This is a genomic window from Pseudalkalibacillus sp. Hm43, from assembly GCF_051842935.1.
Classification (GTDB): Bacteria; Bacillota; Bacilli; order Bacillales; family Fictibacillaceae; genus Pseudalkalibacillus.
Window position 1 is genome coordinate 1 of the sequence record NZ_JBPXRR010000001.1, and the last position, 14,276, is coordinate 14,276.

Sequence of the window (14,276 nt, forward strand, 5' to 3'; positions counted from 1 at the left end):
AGATTTCCCATCGCGTCAAGCGAGTAAGATCCCTCAGAGATGATGAGGTTGATAGGTCTGGTGTGGAAGCGTGGTGACACGTGAAGCTGACAGATACTAATCGATCGAGGACTTAACCACAATACTTACGTTTTCAAGAACCGTTATCTAGTTTTGAAGGAATGGTTCCTTCAACTTCATAGTCTGGTGACGATAGCGAAGAGGTCACACCCGTTCCCATGCCGAACACGGAAGTTAAGCTCTTCAGCGTCAATGGTAATTGGGGGCTTCCCCCTGTGAGAGTAGAACGTCGCCGGGCTATACTATATCGATCCGCAGTAGCTCAGTGGTAGAGCTATCGGCTGTTAACCGATCGGTCGCAGGTTCGAGTCCTGCCTGCGGAGCCACGGAGAGCTGTCCGAGAGGTCGAAGGAGCACGATTGGAAATCGTGTGTACGGTTTTAACCCGTACCGAGGGTTCGAATCCCTCGCTCTCCGCCATTAAGAAATTCATACTACATAACTATATATCGGCCCCTTGGTCAAGTGGTTAAGACACCGCCCTTTCACGGCGGTAACACGGGTTCGAATCCCGTAGGGGTCACCATTCATATTGGAGGATTAGCTCAGCTGGGAGAGCACCTGCCTTACAAGCAGGGGGTCGGCGGTTCGATCCCGTCATCCTCCACCATTTAATTCATATCGTCGCGGGGTGGAGCAGTCTGGTAGCTCGTCGGGCTCATAACCCGAAGGTCGTAGGTTCAAATCCTATCCCCGCAACCAAAATAATTCATTGAACAACGTCGAATCGACATTCTTTCAATGAATATCTGAAGTACCCGTAAGGGTGCAACCAAATTAAAACTTACTACGTCGATTTTACTTCATAGTTAGTTTTAGATCGTGGTACCCGTAAGGGTGCAACCAAATTAAATTCTTACAAGATGGACCCGTGGTGTAGGGGTTAACATGCCTGCCTGTCACGCAGGAGATCGCCGGTTCGAATCCGGTCGGGTCCGCCATCTTGGCTCGATAGCTCAGTCGGTAGAGCAGAGGACTGAAAATCCTCGTGTCGGCGGTTCGATTCCGTCTCGAGCCACCATTGGTTTGCTGGCCTAGCTCAATTGGTAGAGCAACTGACTTGTAATCAGTAGGTTGGGGGTTCAAGTCCTCTGGCCAGCACCATTTTCTCTTTCAGGAATAGATTGGTTATGATTCCTGATTTTACACTTGAAACAGAGTGAAATCTGTACTACAATATTAATTGTCTCTTTGGAGGGGTAGCGAAGTGGCTAAACGCGGCGGACTGTAAATCCGCTCCCTCAGGGTTCGGCGGTTCGAATCCGTCCCCCTCCACCATTTAGGGGTATAGTTTAACGGTAGAACAGAGGTCTCCAAAACCTCCAGTGTGGGTTCGATTCCTACTACCCCTGCCAATTTTACAACTAAAATAATAATGGCGATTGTGGCGAAGTGGTTAACGCACCGGATTGTGGTTCCGGCATTCGTGGGTTCGATTCCCATCAGTCGCCCCATTACGTTGGGCTATAGCCAAGCGGTAAGGCAACGGACTTTGACTCCGTCATGCGTTGGTTCGAATCCAGCTAGCCCAGCCAAATTTCGCGGAAGTAGTTCAGTGGTAGAACACCACCTTGCCAAGGTGGGGGTCGCGGGTTCGAATCCCGTCTTCCGCTCCATTAAATTCTTAAATGAACTGCCGAAAGTGGTACTCGATTTTTTATATAAAACATAAGATAGAGTACGGCGGCATAGCCAAGTGGTAAGGCACGGGTCTGCAAAACCCTTATCCCCCGGTTCGAATCCGGGTGCCGCCTCCATAACTACCCAGCCGGGGTGGTGGAATTGGCAGACACACAGGACTTAAAATCCTGCGGTAGGTGACTACCGTGCCGGTTCAAGTCCGGCCCTCGGCACCATATGAATTTAATATCTTTCTTTTATTGACACATGCCGGTGTGGCGGAATTGGCAGACGCGCACGACTCAAAATCGTGTTCCTCACGGAGTGTCGGTTCGACCCCGACCACCGGTACCATTACATAATCTAAAGTCAATGCTTTGATTAACTCAAAGTATTGGCTTTTTTTGTTGTCTCATAAAGCACACAGTGTGTTTTTTTACATACATCTTTTCGAATTGTAGACCATAGGAATATGTGGTTTTTGATTTTGCTTGTTCGGAGGGATTCATAGTGGAGATGGCAAAAGAATTACTCATCTTATTCGGAAGGGTCGTAACCATTCTTCCTTTACTTTTAGTCGTGACCTTGTTTATGGGAAAGAGGTCCATTGGAGAACTTCCTGTATTCGATTTATTGATTTTACTTACATTAGGGTCTGTAGTCGGTGCGGATATTGCGGAACCGGATGTCGTACATATTCATACCATTGTCGCTATTATTCTGATTGGAATCCTTCAAAAACTCGTTGCAAAATTGAAGATCATGAATCGGAAGTTTGGAAAGCTGGTTACTTTTGAACCGACGGTGGTGATCCAGGACGGTTCATTTATCATTGAAAATCTCAAAAACATGCAATACTCGATTGATAATGTTCTTCTCATGTTAAGGGAGAAAGACATTTTTGACATTACGAGTGTAAAACTTGGGATCATAGAAGCGAATGGGCAATTGACCGTGTTGAAAAAGCCGGAAAAATCCCCGGTAACCGTAGAGGATTTACAGATTTATAAGCCACATGTCGATCTAGCGTATCCTTTGATTGTTGAAGGTACGCTGTATCGTGAGGTTCTGAATGTCGTTCAAGTCAATGAAAAATGGTTGAAAACAAAACTGGGTCATCTAGGGATTACTGACTATGAGGATGTTTTCTTTGCCTCTATTGATGAAAAGAAGAATTTACATGTGTCTGAGAAATCATTGGACGCAAAAAGTGCTCCTCCTATCTACCATTGATCATCGAACGTTTAAGCTTAATTTTACCGGGGTATGACTATACTACACGAAATAAAGGAGGAAGCTCAGACATGATGTATATATTAGCACTTTTACTTCCGCCTCTTGCTGTACTTCTTTCCGGAAGTAAAACACAAACATTGATTAACTTGGTTTTGACTTTGATTGGTTGGTTACCGGGTGTGATCCACGCGTTTTTCGTCATCCATCAAAAGCGTTCCGTTGGTAAAGGAAGCATGGCGTAAATGAAAAAACCTCCACTTGGAGGTTTTGTACATAAATCATTCAGTTCTGACTTATAATGATAGAAACTTGTTTAACGCAGTGCTTCGTTCACAGGTAACGGGGTGTTGCGTTTTTATTTTTGCAAGGCCTACTTGAATATATAGGACTTGGCTGTTCCTCCGTGGACTTGGATGAACATTTTCTCTATAGCTTGCAGCATATCATTGGCATGTTCATCTGACAGTGAAGGTTGGAAATAGACGACATGCAGGGCATCTGTCGTATCTTCTGTGACCATTGTGCGTTTCGAATCGACGATCGGGCTTCCGAATGCCCCTTCATCATCTCGTGTGATGATCTTGTTACTCATATCCATCACCCGTCCATTGATGCCCTCATAAGCGTCTTCATTTGCGCCTATGTCCACCATGACATCACCTTTAATGTTGGTAGCGTCATAAATTCCGAGTGGGATTTGATATTGTAAGGAAAAGAAATTGTTCGTATCGACTGCAGAGTGGACTGAGCCAAGCTGTGAGCCTTTATAAACGCGGCGGAGCAGCGCTTCTGATGATGGGCGGTATCTGGAAGGATCCGTGCCTAACGCTTTGAAAATTTGACGCCACTCTTGAATCGGACCGATTTCTGAAACGGGCTGATCTTCAGCATCGAGCATTAATGATTCCTGGAAAAGCTGCAAGCGGCCAGCTAACATTTTAGGAGGCTCAGCAACCGTGATACCATGATATTGGATGATACCGACTTTGAAGTTTGGTACTGCTTGTTTGAGCTGATTTGAAATGGTGAAATTCATTATGTCACCTCACTGATTATGTATTTTCACTAAGTGTACCATAATAGATTTTGCAACTGAAAAAGGAGTGCTTACAATCATGGACAAATTGCAATCCATTCTGAAAAGAATTGATGGGAAAGGTTATAAAGCGTATAAAGACATCCGGGGAAAGTATCGTTTTGATGGTTTCACTCTTCATATCGATCATGTCCAAGGTGATCCATTCGCAGCGCCATCTAAGATCCGTTTAGAGATTCCGAAAGAGCGGACGATTTTACAAGAAGATTGGGAATCGACGACTTCACGTAAAATCAGAGTGGAAGATACGATCGCGAGAAGTGTAGCAAAAGCGATTCGTCAGATGGATGATCGGGCCGGCGGATCTGGTAAGAGTGGCGTCATCGTGATTGATCGTCCCGCTCAAGAATTGCTGGATCGGACAGCTGTCCAGCTGACAGACCGTTCTGTCATCGTCTGTCTATCTGTTGGACTTCCGGCAAGAGGTCGGAAGGTACTGGGTAAACAGGCAGAAAAAATGCTGGTGACTCTTCTTCCTCAAATTTTGAAAGACTCGATTTTTTCATTAAAAGAAGAAACAGTCGTCGATGCTGTTGAGTTATGTGATCAGCAGGATGCCATCCGTGAGTTCATGGCTGGGAACAATCTCGTTGCGTTCATCGCGAACGGATCGGTTTTACCGCGAGAGAGTAGAATTAGTGATCGTCCGCTCCGAACGAATGAAGTGGTGGCGTTTGAAGCTCCTGAGTCTATGACAGTATCGATTCCAGTTCCCCATCGGAAGGAGCCGGTTCAAGGGATGGGCATCCAGAACGGCATCACATTGATTGTCGGTGGCGGCTACCACGGAAAGAGTACGATGTTAGAAGCGATTGAACGTGGCGTTTATGACCATATCAGTGGGGATGGGCGCGAGTTCGTACTGACGGATACGAAGGCGATGAAAGTGCGTGCAGAAGACGGCCGAAAGATTACGAATGTCGATATTTCACCGTTCATTCAGAACCTTCCATTCGGTAAAACGACGACCCATTTTACATCCGAAGATGCGAGTGGGAGTACATCCCAGGCGGCAACCATCGTTGAATCGCTCGAAGCAGATGCTCGTGCCCTGTTAATTGATGAAGATACGAGCGCGACCAACTTCATGATCCGTGATGAAAGGATGCAGCACCTCGTATCGAAGGAGAAAGAACCAATCACCCCTTTCATTGATAAAGTGAGGCAGTTATATGAAGAGCATGATGTGTCCACTTTGCTTGTGATGGGTGGTTCGGGAGATTATTTCGATGTGGCAGATACGGTCATTCTTATGGATCAATACCGCCCGTTCGATGTGACGAATGAAGCGAAGGAAATTGCGAGGACGTCCGTCTCGAATCGTAAAAGAGAAGGCGGAGAGCGGTTCGGTGAGATCCAGTCGAGGAAGCCTCAAGCATCCAGTCTAGATAGTCAGAAAGGGAAGCGGTCCAAGGTTGCAGCGAGAGGTCTTCATACGATCCAGTATGGAACTACGGATATTAAGATCGACTATGTAGAACAGCTGACAGATGCAAGTCAGACGAGAGCGATCGCTGAAATCCTACATTTTATCGAGAAAAAGAAATGGCTAGGTAGTCTGACCGTTTCCGATATGCTGGAGCGAGTGGAAAGGCAGCTCGATGAAAGCGGACTAGCATCATTTACAGAATTTCCTAACCAGCACCCTGGTGACTTGGCGCGGCCCCGTATGTTAGAATTAGCTTCAGCATTGAACCGTTTACGTACGCTGAAGGTTGAACAATAGCGGTTTAAAACCAGTTCAATAAATACTTTTTTAAAGAAAGGGGGTCAAACGATGACAGGTGCCCAGTTAAAAGAAAAAGTCGTTGCATATAGTAAATCAATCGGCATTGATAAAATTGGGTTTACGACTGCGGATCCGTTCGTGGAGCTGAAAGAACGGTTGAAGACGCAGCAAGACCTCGGCTATCAATCCGGTTTTGAGGAGTCGGATATTGAAAAGCGGACGGAACCGGAGCGGCTTTTACCTAAAGCGCGTTCCATCATCTCTATCGCGCTTGCCTATCCTTCCAAAATGAAGGACGCACCAAGAAGTACGAAGGAAGACCGTCGAGGAATCTTCTGCCGTGCCTCCTGGGGGAAAGATTACCATGATGTATTGCGAGATCGGATGAAGAAGCTCGAACAATACATCGCTGAACTCGATCCAGATGCGAAGGTCGTTTCGATGGTCGATACAGGAGAACTGTCCGACCGTGCGGTAGCTGAACGCGCTGGAATTGGTTGGAGCGGTAAAAACTGCGCAACCATTACACCTGAGTTTGGCTCCTACGTGTATCTTGGAGAATTGATCACCACGATACCGTTTCCGCCCGATACGCCAATGACGGACCAATGCGGCACGTGCAACAAATGTGTGGATGCATGTCCGACAGGTGCGCTCGTGACAGGCGGGCAATTGGACTCCAATAAATGCATTGCGTTTTTGACTCAGACGAAAGGGTTCTTACCTGAACGTTATCGAGAGAAGCTTGGCAACCGTTTATACGGCTGCGATACATGCCAGCAAGTCTGCCCTGAAAATAAGGGGAAGGACTTTCATCATCATCCTGAAATGGAGCCCGATCCTGAAATCGCGAAGCCGAAGTTGAAGCCTTTATTGACGATCAGTAATCGTGAGTTCAAGGAACAGTTCGGTCCAGTCTCTGGTTCATGGAGAGGAAAGAAGCCGATTCAGCGAAATGCAATCATTGCATTGGGCAATTTTAAAGATGAAACGGCATTGCCGGAATTGACGCATGTCTTGATGGAAGATCCTCGTCCAGTCATCCGTGGGACGGCAGCCTGGGCACTAGGTAAAATCCAGGGAAGTCAAGCTGAAAAAGCGCTTAAACAGGCGAAAGAGAGAGAAAAAGACGCAGATGTCATAGGTGAAATCGATAGAGGCCTGAATATGCTTGATAATCACGTAAAATCGTAATGGTTTTATCTAAAAACGTTAAGTATGATAATGCAAAAGGGTTAAAGAAGGGATAAGATGGAGACGACACTATATGTGCAATATGGGGAGATGGACAGTCCAGTCGGTCCCCTTACGTTACTCAAAACTGAAAAAGGTTTATGCCGTATTGATTTTGGGACGGCAGAGGAAAATCTTCCTCTTATCAATGCTTGGTTGAAGAAACAAGCACTGAAAGCAGAGCTGACGTATGATTTAAGTTCATTTCAGTCTTTCATCACCCAAATCAATGAGTATTTCGCTCAGCAGCGCAAGTCGTTCGATCTTCCGATTGATTTGCATGGATCTGAATTCCAAAAGCAAGTGTGGGAAGGTTTGAGGGAAATACCATATGGTGAAACCTATTCCTATAAAGATGTCGCGACGATGATCGGCTCACCGAAAGCGGTAAGAGCGATCGGAAACGCGAATAACAAGAATCCGCTCCCGATCGTCATTCCATGCCATCGTGTCATTGGAAGCAACGGATCATTAGTCGGGTACGGCGGCGGACTCGATAAGAAAGAAATCTTGTTAAACTTAGAACAGCAACCGTCTCGAATTTGTTCTTAGTTGATTTAGAGGGCTGACCTGCGTGGTCGGTCCTTTTTTGGTTTCGTACCGTCATTTTGGTTTTTGAGCGATATCACGCATAGAAAGGACCTCTTTCTGTCCTTCATTTTAAGTTTTCAGCATTATTGAGGATAGAAAGACAACCTAATCCGCTCAATTCGGTAGAACCCTGTACAACAGGGTTCTTTTTTCCACTTATCAACCATAGACATGAATGGAGAATGACTGAGGGGGTTGGGGGATGGATTGGCTGACGACATTGCAGAACTATATTGAAGAACATAATGCCTCCTATACGATGGACTACATGAAGGATGAGCGGATCAGTACGCTTGAAGGAGAGGCGTTGGTTCGAAGGGCGAAAAGCATGAAAGAGCGGAATGCGGTCATCGTCAACGCTCAAGTTAAAGCGAAGATCATCGAGCGCACACAGCAAGGGGACAGGGAAGAGGTCGTCTATTTAGTTCTGCGTTCCTATTTGATTAAGCAAACCGTGAAATTCTATATAGAAGAGTGTCTGGAAAAAAGAAAAGCGACGATCAAAGACGATGAAATCATCCGTGATGAATCGCTCATTGAAGAAGGTATGGAACGGTCTGACCTACCGACAATCGAGCGGGATGAGGAAATCGTTCCGATGCCCCGATACCGCTACAACCGGTTGGAAGCAGTAAGATATGCGGAGAGGTGGTGGAACTCTCACAATACGGCTTACAAGCTATTTGAAAATGATTGTACTAATTTCATTTCTCAGTGCTTGCATGCGGGTGGTGCGCCGATGCGAGGGTACCCGAACCGGTCCAAGGGCTGGTGGTATCGTAGTAATAACTGGAGCTTTAGCTGGGCTGTCGCCAACACGTTACGATGGTATTTGAGCGGGTCCAAGCAAGGCTTGAGAGGGCAAGAGGTACGATCAGCGGAACAGCTTATTCCGGGAGATGTCATCTGCTATGACTTTGATGGTGACGGGCGCTGGCAGCATAATACGATCGTCGTTGCGAAGGATGAAATGGGGATGCCACTCGTTAATGCGCACACCCATAACAGCCGCATGCGTTATTGGGATTACACCGACTCGACAGCCTATACACCGAAGATCAAATATAAATTCTTTCACATCGTAGACGGGTAAAAAACAACTGTGTCATACCAGGTACGCTCAAAGAGTCGTTGGGGGAGAAGGACGTTCAGATGGTGCCAGGCACCGATCTTGAACCGTTGGGAGACAACGGGTTCATTTCGGTGCATGGCACTGCTATGAGTACTGCTATTGAAACTGCGAAGTCAATTTGGACATGCTATAATGGATGAGGTTTTAGTTTTTAAAAGAGGTGAATGAAGTTGGCAGTCCATATCGTTTTGTATCAGCCTGAAATTCCTGCGAATACAGGGAATATCGCTCGTACTTGTGCAGCGACCGATACGCATTTGCACTTGATTCGTCCGCTTGGTTTTTCCACGGATGACAAGATGTTGAAGAGAGCGGGGCTGGATTATTGGGAGCATGTGAACATTACTTATTATGACTCGATCGATGAGTTTTTCGAACAGACGGAAGGCGAGTATTTCTTATTGACCAAGTTTGGCAAGAAGCCGCATACATCCTTTGATTACAGCAATCCTGAAGAAGATTACTACTTCGTCTTCGGTAAGGAAACCACTGGTCTTCCGGACGAAGTCAAGGAGGCGTATGCAGATCGTTGCCTGCGTATCCCGATGACAAACAATGTGCGGTCTTTGAACCTATCCAACACAGCTGCGATTCTCGTGTACGAGGCTTTGAGACAGCTGGACTATCTGCATTTAAAATAGGCACAAAAAAACGACTGAATCCTTTGCGGATTTCAGTCGTTTTCTTGTGGTATGTAGACCACAGTTATTTTCTTGTACCTGGACGATCATTATATCCAGCAGTGAAAATAGCTACTAAAAAGGCAAGAATAACACCTAAAATGAGGACAAAGCTCATATAACATCCTCCTTTAGAGCATAGTATATCCATTCATACATACCATTATAGCAAATCACACAGAATTGTATATGAAAAACTGTGACAAAAATGTAATAATGAAAAGGGATCATATGGTTTCTTGTTTCCAAATGGCAATCTAGGAACCGATTACATTAGATAAAATACATACTGGGAGTTTTACATGCTGGGGAAAAACACATATTTGACGGGGTATTTCCCGTTGTTTGCCATCATTTTATTCAGTTCGTCTTTCGGTTATTATACGGAAGCGTATCTCATCGGACAATTGAAGCGGTTAGGGATTTATCGCGGGATGACAGAGCTGTTCTCCAACGTTCAAATCGAATTAGCGCTCTGGTTCATCTGTACGTTGCTCTTTTTCATGTTGTTCGCCGCCTTGAAGTTGATCTCAGACACGTTGATTGAGTTATCCCTATTTTTCTTTTCAAAAGAAGGGGAAGGGGCGACGTTGAATCAGATCAGAGGAGGCAGTTCCATCTTTCTCGTCGGCAGTCTTTGTTCGATTCTACTGGTCAAATCAACCATTCTCTTACCGATACTATTCGTGCTGACAGCTTTCATCTACTTCTTTTACTTTGTTTATAAGGCGGGCTCTGCTCTGACGACGGCAGGGATGTTCGGATTGATCTTCATGCACATGCTGTTTTGGGCTTGTTTTACATTAGGCGTCTTATATGCGGTCCTACAAGTTTATAAAGCGTTCATGTCTAGTATCTTACCTGGATAAAAAAAGGGATGACAGTGATGTCATCCCTTTTGACGTAGTGTCGTTCTCATGATCTGCTTCCAGACTTTCATGTGTTGAGCCTGGCTTTGCACGTAAGGGATCGGAGCGGGTTTGTCTTTTCCGACCCAGATGCCTGCTGTATAACGGTCAGTCATTCCGATGAACCAGAGATCTTTGGTGTTGTTCGTCGTTCCTGTTTTGCCACCGATATAAGGAGCAGGAATAGACGCTTGTCTTCCAGTCCCGCTCGTCATCACATGATTCAATAGCGTACGCATCTTGTCGTTCGTGTTTTTGGACCACACTTCCTTCGGTTTGTCACCCCATGTATAGAGCAACTCTCCATTTGGCTTCAATACACGCTTGATGGCTCGGGAAGGCTGGTAGTTGCCTCCGTTGCTGAACGTCGTATAGGCATTCGTCATCTCGAGCGGGCTCACCCCCTTTGTAAAACCACCGAGTACTGAAGACAATTTCTGATCGGTTTCATAGACCTCCTGAAAATCAAAAGGCTCCAGGTAGTTGAATGCTTTCTTCACACCGATTCTGTCCGTCAGTCGTACCGCTGCTGTGTTGATCGATTTTCCGATTGCCTCTCGGATGGAAACTTTTCCGTAAACTGCGTTTCCGTAGTTTTGAGGACAGTAGTCTCCTTTACAAATGGGCGAGGCGTTGATCGGTACATTCAGTGGTGTCGAAGTTACATCCAAAAAGGGGGCAAAAGCGAGCAATGGTTTGATCGTTGAGCCAGGCTGTCGATAGGCTTGATAGGCTCGGTTGAATTCATTCGCTTTCATGTTTTTTCCGCCCACCATGGCGGCAACTTGTCGGGTCTGATGATCAAGGATGACGAAAGCGCCTTCCACTTGTGCTGGCAATGTCTTCAGCCCCTTTTGTGCCTCCTTCTGTAGCGTCGTGTTCAGGTGCGTTTCGATTTTGACGCCTTGCTTGTACACGAGATCATACACGAACTGATCAAGTTCACGGTCGATTTTCTCCTTTTCCTCGTCTAAGTTAGCTTGCTGCCATTTTTCCTCAAAACCCTCAGAGTGTCGGATGAGTTGCTTCAACTCATGAAGGACATAGGACGTGTAATCTGGGTATAGATACTCAGACTTTGTCACCTGAAGGGTGATTTTTTCCTTTTTCGCTTGTTGCCATTCTTCCTCTGTGATGAATTGGTTTTCCTTCATTTTCTGAAGGACGTAGTGCTGACGGCTCATGGCTGGTTCCAGGTGCCGCGTCGGATCATAGTGATTCGGGCTGTTCGGAATACCGCAGAGCAGAGCGATCTCTCCGAGGGACAACTCCCGTACGGTTTTACCGAAATAATACTGGCTGGCGGTTTCGATACCGTACACGCCGTTTCCGAAGTAGATGGCGTTACTGTACAGCTCGAAAATTTCCTCTTTTGACAGCTGATTTTCCAGTTGATAAGAGAAGAAGGCTTCATTCAGCTTTCGTTTATATGTTTTGGCGTGTGATAAAAATAAGTTCCTTGCAAGCTGCTGGGTGATCGTGCTTCCGCCTTGCTGAGGCGTTTGGGAGCGGGCATTCACAATCATCGCCCGGATGATGGCGGACCCGTCGATTCCGGTGTGCTCGAAAAAATGATTGTCTTCAGCCGCAACGAACGCATGAATGACCGAGATCGGCAGTTGTTCAAAAGGTATGTAATTTCGATGTTCGGTTCCGTGTAAGGTGGCGATTTTCGTACCATCTTGCGCATGGACGGTCGAACTTTCGGTCAGGTCGATCGTTTCAATCGGGACCTGATTTTCAATCATATCGGTCGGTGATTCAACTTGCTGGAGGTCGGCCCAAACATCATCTGAGAAGGCGTACATCACCATCAAAAGGCTTGCTGTTATGATATATCCTGCGAAAAGTCTCACGTACATCCTGTCCTTAAGTAGAGTGTCTTTCTATAGTTTACCATGTCTGGAAACCATCTGGTTCAAAAGAAATCGAATGTTACCGGGTGTCCGGGCATACGATGTATTACATGTACGATTATTCCTTGGAGGGGGTACTCATGGATATTTTAGGTAAATTGCAACAGCATCGTGAAGAAGAAAAAAGACTGGTTTGGGAAGGTACCTTCGCTGAATATTTGGAGATTTTACGAGAGCGTCCTGAAGTTGCTCAATCTGCCCATTCTCGTGTTTATAATATGATTAAAAGTCATGGCATTGAAGATATGAATGGAAAGAAGAAGTTCAATTTCTTCTCCAATCAGATCTTTGGGCTGGAAGATTCGGTAGAGCGGCTTGTTGAGGAGTATTTCCATCCATCTGCAAAAAGGCTTGATGTCCGTAAGCGTATTTTGCTGTTGATGGGTCCAGTCAGTGGAGGTAAATCGACAATCGTTACGATGTTGAAGCGGGGACTGGAAGCTTACTCCAAGACAGACGAAGGCGCAGTATATGCCATCAAAGGATGTCCGATGCATGAGGATCCATTGCACTTGATTCCTCACAACATGCGCGATGATTTCCACAAGGAGTATGGCATCCGTATTGAAGGTTCGTTGTCTCCGCTGAACATGATGCGTTTGGAGCAGGAGTTCGATGGCCGTATCGAGGACATGATGGTCGAGCGAATCTTCTTCAGTGAAGATAAGCGGACAGGGATCGGGACGTTCAGTCCGTCCGATCCGAAGTCTCAAGATATTGCCGATTTGACAGGTAGCATCGACTTTTCTACGATCGCTGAATTCGGTTCCGAATCAGACCCACGTGCCTATCGTTTTGACGGTGAGTTGAACAAAGCGAACCGAGGGATGATGGAGTTCCAGGAAATGTTGAAGTGTGATGAGAAGTTCTTATGGCACTTATTGTCGTTGACGCAAGAGGGGAATTTCAAGGCGGGCCGCTTTGCACTGATTTCGGCGGATGAGCTGATTGTAGCGCATACGAACGAAGCAGAGTACAAGTCGTTCATTTCGAATAAGAAAAATGAGGCGTTGCATTCACGGATCATCGTCATGCCGATTCCTTATAACCTGAAGGTGACAGAAGAAGAGAAGATTTATGAAAAGATGATCAGTGACAGTGACATCGGTGACATTCATATTGCTCCTCATGCCTTACGTGTTGCTGCGATATTCTCTGTATTGACGAGGTTGAAGGAGTCATCGAAGCAAGGTGTCGATGTTGTGAAAAAGATGCGACTCTATGATGGTGAGAATGTAGAGGGCTTTAACACGGCGGATGTCGAGGAAATGAAGAAGGAGTTCAATGATGAAGGAATGAGCGGAATCGATCCGCGTTATGTCATCAACCGGATATCATCTGCAATCATACGTAAAGAAGTACCAGCCATCAGTCCGCTTGATGTGTTACGCTCGTTGAAGGATGGACTCGATCAACATGCTTCGATCTCGAAGGAAGACCGCGAGAAGTATATCAATTTCATATCGGTCGCACGTAAAGAGTACGACGATATTGCGAAGAAAGAAGTACAAAAGGCATTCGTCTATTCCTATGAAGAGTCTGCCAAAACACTTATGGACAATTATCTCGACAACGTAGAAGCGTATTGTAACAAGAATAAGTTACGCGATCCATTGACAGGTGATGAGATGAATCCAGACGAAAAGCTCATGCGTTCCATTGAAGAACAGATCGGTATTTCAGAGAATGCGAAGAAAGCATTCCGTGAAGAGATTTTGATCCGTATTTCGGCGTATGCTCGTAAAGGCAAGAAATTCGATTACAACTCTCATGAGCGTTTACGTGAAGCGATCCAGAAGAAGCTGTTCGCTGATTTGAAGGATGTCGTAAAGATTACCACGTCCACGAAGACACCGGATGAGTCGCAGTTGAAGAAGGTAAACGAAGTTATCGCTCGCTTGATTGATGAGCACGGATACAATTCCATTTCGGCGAATGAGCTGCTCCGCTATGTCGGAAGCTTGCTGAACCGCTAGATGGTGACAAGAGTATAGGAATGGATGAAAGAGAAAAGGCGTACAGCAGTGCGCCTTTTTTGGGTTGAATGACGAACGGCAGTACCAGGTACCATTTGT

11 protein-coding genes, 16 tRNA genes and 2 rRNA genes are annotated in these 14,276 nt (G+C 45.9%); 27 read left to right on the forward strand and 2 right to left on the reverse strand.

The features are described from left to right. The 20 genes from ACSVDE_RS00005 to ACSVDE_RS00100 form a co-directional block, all read left to right on the forward strand. Nucleotides 1–120 (forward strand): 23S ribosomal RNA (locus ACSVDE_RS00005); the annotation flags it as partial. Nucleotides 121–182: 62 nt separating this feature from the next. Next, nucleotides 183–298 (forward strand): 5S ribosomal RNA (gene rrf / locus ACSVDE_RS00010). Between the two features lie 13 nt (nucleotides 299–311). Then, nucleotides 312–386, forward strand: a tRNA-Asn gene (locus ACSVDE_RS00015). Between the two features lies 1 nt (nucleotide 387). After that, a tRNA-Ser gene (locus tag ACSVDE_RS00020) sits at nucleotides 388–480 on the forward strand. A 31-nt stretch (nucleotides 481–511) separates the two neighbouring features. Further along, nucleotides 512–586 (forward strand) — tRNA-Glu (locus ACSVDE_RS00025). 8 nt (nucleotides 587–594) lie between these two features. Next, a tRNA-Val gene (locus ACSVDE_RS00030) sits at nucleotides 595–670 on the forward strand. A 15-nt stretch (nucleotides 671–685) separates the two neighbouring features. After that, nucleotides 686–762 (forward strand) — tRNA-Met (locus ACSVDE_RS00035). A 163-nt stretch (nucleotides 763–925) separates the two neighbouring features. Further along, a tRNA-Asp gene (locus ACSVDE_RS00040) sits at nucleotides 926–1,001 on the forward strand. A 4-nt stretch (nucleotides 1,002–1,005) separates the two neighbouring features. Further along, a tRNA-Phe gene (locus tag ACSVDE_RS00045) sits at nucleotides 1,006–1,081 on the forward strand. 7 nt (nucleotides 1,082–1,088) lie between these two features. After that, nucleotides 1,089–1,164, forward strand: a tRNA-Thr gene (locus ACSVDE_RS00050). An 89-nt stretch (nucleotides 1,165–1,253) separates the two neighbouring features. Beyond that, nucleotides 1,254–1,338, forward strand: a tRNA-Tyr gene (locus tag ACSVDE_RS00055). Between the two features lie 3 nt (nucleotides 1,339–1,341). Continuing rightward, nucleotides 1,342–1,415: transfer RNA gene (locus ACSVDE_RS00060), tRNA-Trp, on the forward strand. A gap of 23 nt (nucleotides 1,416–1,438) precedes the next feature. After that, nucleotides 1,439–1,514 (forward strand) — tRNA-His (locus tag ACSVDE_RS00065). Nucleotides 1,515–1,520: 6 nt separating this feature from the next. Beyond that, nucleotides 1,521–1,595: transfer RNA gene (locus ACSVDE_RS00070), tRNA-Gln, on the forward strand. Nucleotides 1,596–1,601: 6 nt separating this feature from the next. After that, nucleotides 1,602–1,676: transfer RNA gene (locus tag ACSVDE_RS00075), tRNA-Gly, on the forward strand. Between the two features lie 66 nt (nucleotides 1,677–1,742). Continuing rightward, a tRNA-Cys gene (locus tag ACSVDE_RS00080) sits at nucleotides 1,743–1,817 on the forward strand. Between the two features lie 10 nt (nucleotides 1,818–1,827). Next, nucleotides 1,828–1,916: transfer RNA gene (locus ACSVDE_RS00085), tRNA-Leu, on the forward strand. Nucleotides 1,917–1,949: 33 nt separating this feature from the next. Further along, a tRNA-Leu gene (locus tag ACSVDE_RS00090) sits at nucleotides 1,950–2,034 on the forward strand. Between the two features lie 156 nt (nucleotides 2,035–2,190). After that, a complete protein-coding gene (locus ACSVDE_RS00095) occupies nucleotides 2,191–2,913 on the forward strand; it encodes a DUF421 domain-containing protein (protein ID WP_439298931.1) in 723 nt (240 codons plus the stop codon). Between the two features lie 71 nt (nucleotides 2,914–2,984). After that, complete coding sequence (locus ACSVDE_RS00100) at nucleotides 2,985–3,158, forward strand: YqaE/Pmp3 family membrane protein (RefSeq protein ID WP_226548549.1); 174 nt, start codon at nucleotides 2,985–2,987, stop codon at nucleotides 3,156–3,158. Between the two features lie 128 nt (nucleotides 3,159–3,286). On the opposite strand, the gene ACSVDE_RS00105 is transcribed toward ACSVDE_RS00100, so the two are convergent. Further along, on the reverse strand, nucleotides 3,287–3,952 hold the full coding sequence (locus tag ACSVDE_RS00105; protein WP_439298932.1) for a B3/B4 domain-containing protein: 666 nt from the start codon (nucleotides 3,950–3,952) through the stop codon (nucleotides 3,287–3,289). A gap of 79 nt (nucleotides 3,953–4,031) precedes the next feature. Between ACSVDE_RS00105 and ACSVDE_RS00110 the strand changes: the two genes are divergently transcribed. The 6 genes from ACSVDE_RS00110 to ACSVDE_RS00135 all read left to right on the forward strand — a co-directional run bounded on the left by ACSVDE_RS00110 (nucleotide 4,032) and on the right by ACSVDE_RS00135 (nucleotide 10,246). Next, nucleotides 4,032–5,738, forward strand: a complete 1,707-nt coding sequence (locus ACSVDE_RS00110) for an ABC-ATPase domain-containing protein (RefSeq protein ID WP_439298933.1) — start codon at nucleotides 4,032–4,034, stop codon at nucleotides 5,736–5,738. Between the two features lie 51 nt (nucleotides 5,739–5,789). Beyond that, entirely contained in the window at nucleotides 5,790–6,935 is a 1,146-nt protein-coding gene (queG, locus tag ACSVDE_RS00115; protein WP_439298934.1) for a tRNA epoxyqueuosine(34) reductase QueG, read from the forward strand. Between the two features lie 57 nt (nucleotides 6,936–6,992). After that, nucleotides 6,993–7,526 (forward strand): methylated-DNA--[protein]-cysteine S-methyltransferase, encoded by a 534-nt coding sequence (locus tag ACSVDE_RS00120; protein WP_439298935.1) that lies wholly within the window; start codon nucleotides 6,993–6,995, stop codon nucleotides 7,524–7,526. 241 nt (nucleotides 7,527–7,767) lie between these two features. Next, entirely contained in the window at nucleotides 7,768–8,658 is an 891-nt protein-coding gene (locus ACSVDE_RS00125) for an amidase domain-containing protein (RefSeq protein ID WP_439298936.1), read from the forward strand. 209 nt (nucleotides 8,659–8,867) lie between these two features. Continuing rightward, nucleotides 8,868–9,338 carry a tRNA (uridine(34)/cytosine(34)/5-carboxymethylaminomethyluridine(34)-2'-O)-methyltransferase TrmL gene (trmL, locus tag ACSVDE_RS00130; RefSeq protein WP_439298937.1) on the forward strand — a complete coding sequence of 157 codons (471 nt, stop codon included), beginning with the start codon at nucleotides 8,868–8,870 and terminating at the stop codon, nucleotides 9,336–9,338. 341 nt (nucleotides 9,339–9,679) lie between these two features. After that, on the forward strand, nucleotides 9,680–10,246 hold the full coding sequence (locus ACSVDE_RS00135) for a DUF5366 family protein (RefSeq protein WP_439298938.1): 567 nt from the start codon (nucleotides 9,680–9,682) through the stop codon (nucleotides 10,244–10,246). A gap of 20 nt (nucleotides 10,247–10,266) precedes the next feature. Here the strand turns inward: ACSVDE_RS00135 and ACSVDE_RS00140 are convergent, their stop codons facing one another. Beyond that, nucleotides 10,267–12,141, reverse strand: coding sequence for a transglycosylase domain-containing protein (locus ACSVDE_RS00140; RefSeq protein ID WP_439298939.1), 1,875 nt, complete (start codon nucleotides 12,139–12,141; stop codon nucleotides 10,267–10,269). 140 nt (nucleotides 12,142–12,281) lie between these two features. On the opposite strand from ACSVDE_RS00140, the gene ACSVDE_RS00145 reads away from it, so the two are divergent. After that, complete coding sequence (locus tag ACSVDE_RS00145) at nucleotides 12,282–14,177, forward strand: PrkA family serine protein kinase (protein WP_439298940.1); 1,896 nt, start codon at nucleotides 12,282–12,284, stop codon at nucleotides 14,175–14,177. The last annotated feature ends 99 nt before the right edge of the window (nucleotides 14,178–14,276 follow it).

Coding starts and splice junctions, on each gene's coding strand:
- ACSVDE_RS00100 (WP_226548549.1), top strand. CDS start 2,985: ATGATGTATATATTAGCACTTTTACTTCCGCCTCTTGCTGTACTTCTT.
- ACSVDE_RS00105 (WP_439298932.1), bottom strand. CDS start 3,952: ATGAATTTCACCATTTCAAATCAGCTCAAACAAGCAGTACCAAACTTC.
- ACSVDE_RS00110 (WP_439298933.1), top strand. CDS start 4,032: ATGGACAAATTGCAATCCATTCTGAAAAGAATTGATGGGAAAGGTTAT.
- queG (WP_439298934.1), top strand. CDS start 5,790: ATGACAGGTGCCCAGTTAAAAGAAAAAGTCGTTGCATATAGTAAATCA.
- ACSVDE_RS00120 (WP_439298935.1), top strand. CDS start 6,993: ATGGAGACGACACTATATGTGCAATATGGGGAGATGGACAGTCCAGTC.
- ACSVDE_RS00125 (WP_439298936.1), top strand. CDS start 7,768: ATGGATTGGCTGACGACATTGCAGAACTATATTGAAGAACATAATGCC.
- ACSVDE_RS00135 (WP_439298938.1), top strand. CDS start 9,680: ATGCTGGGGAAAAACACATATTTGACGGGGTATTTCCCGTTGTTTGCC.
- ACSVDE_RS00145 (WP_439298940.1), top strand. CDS start 12,282: ATGGATATTTTAGGTAAATTGCAACAGCATCGTGAAGAAGAAAAAAGA.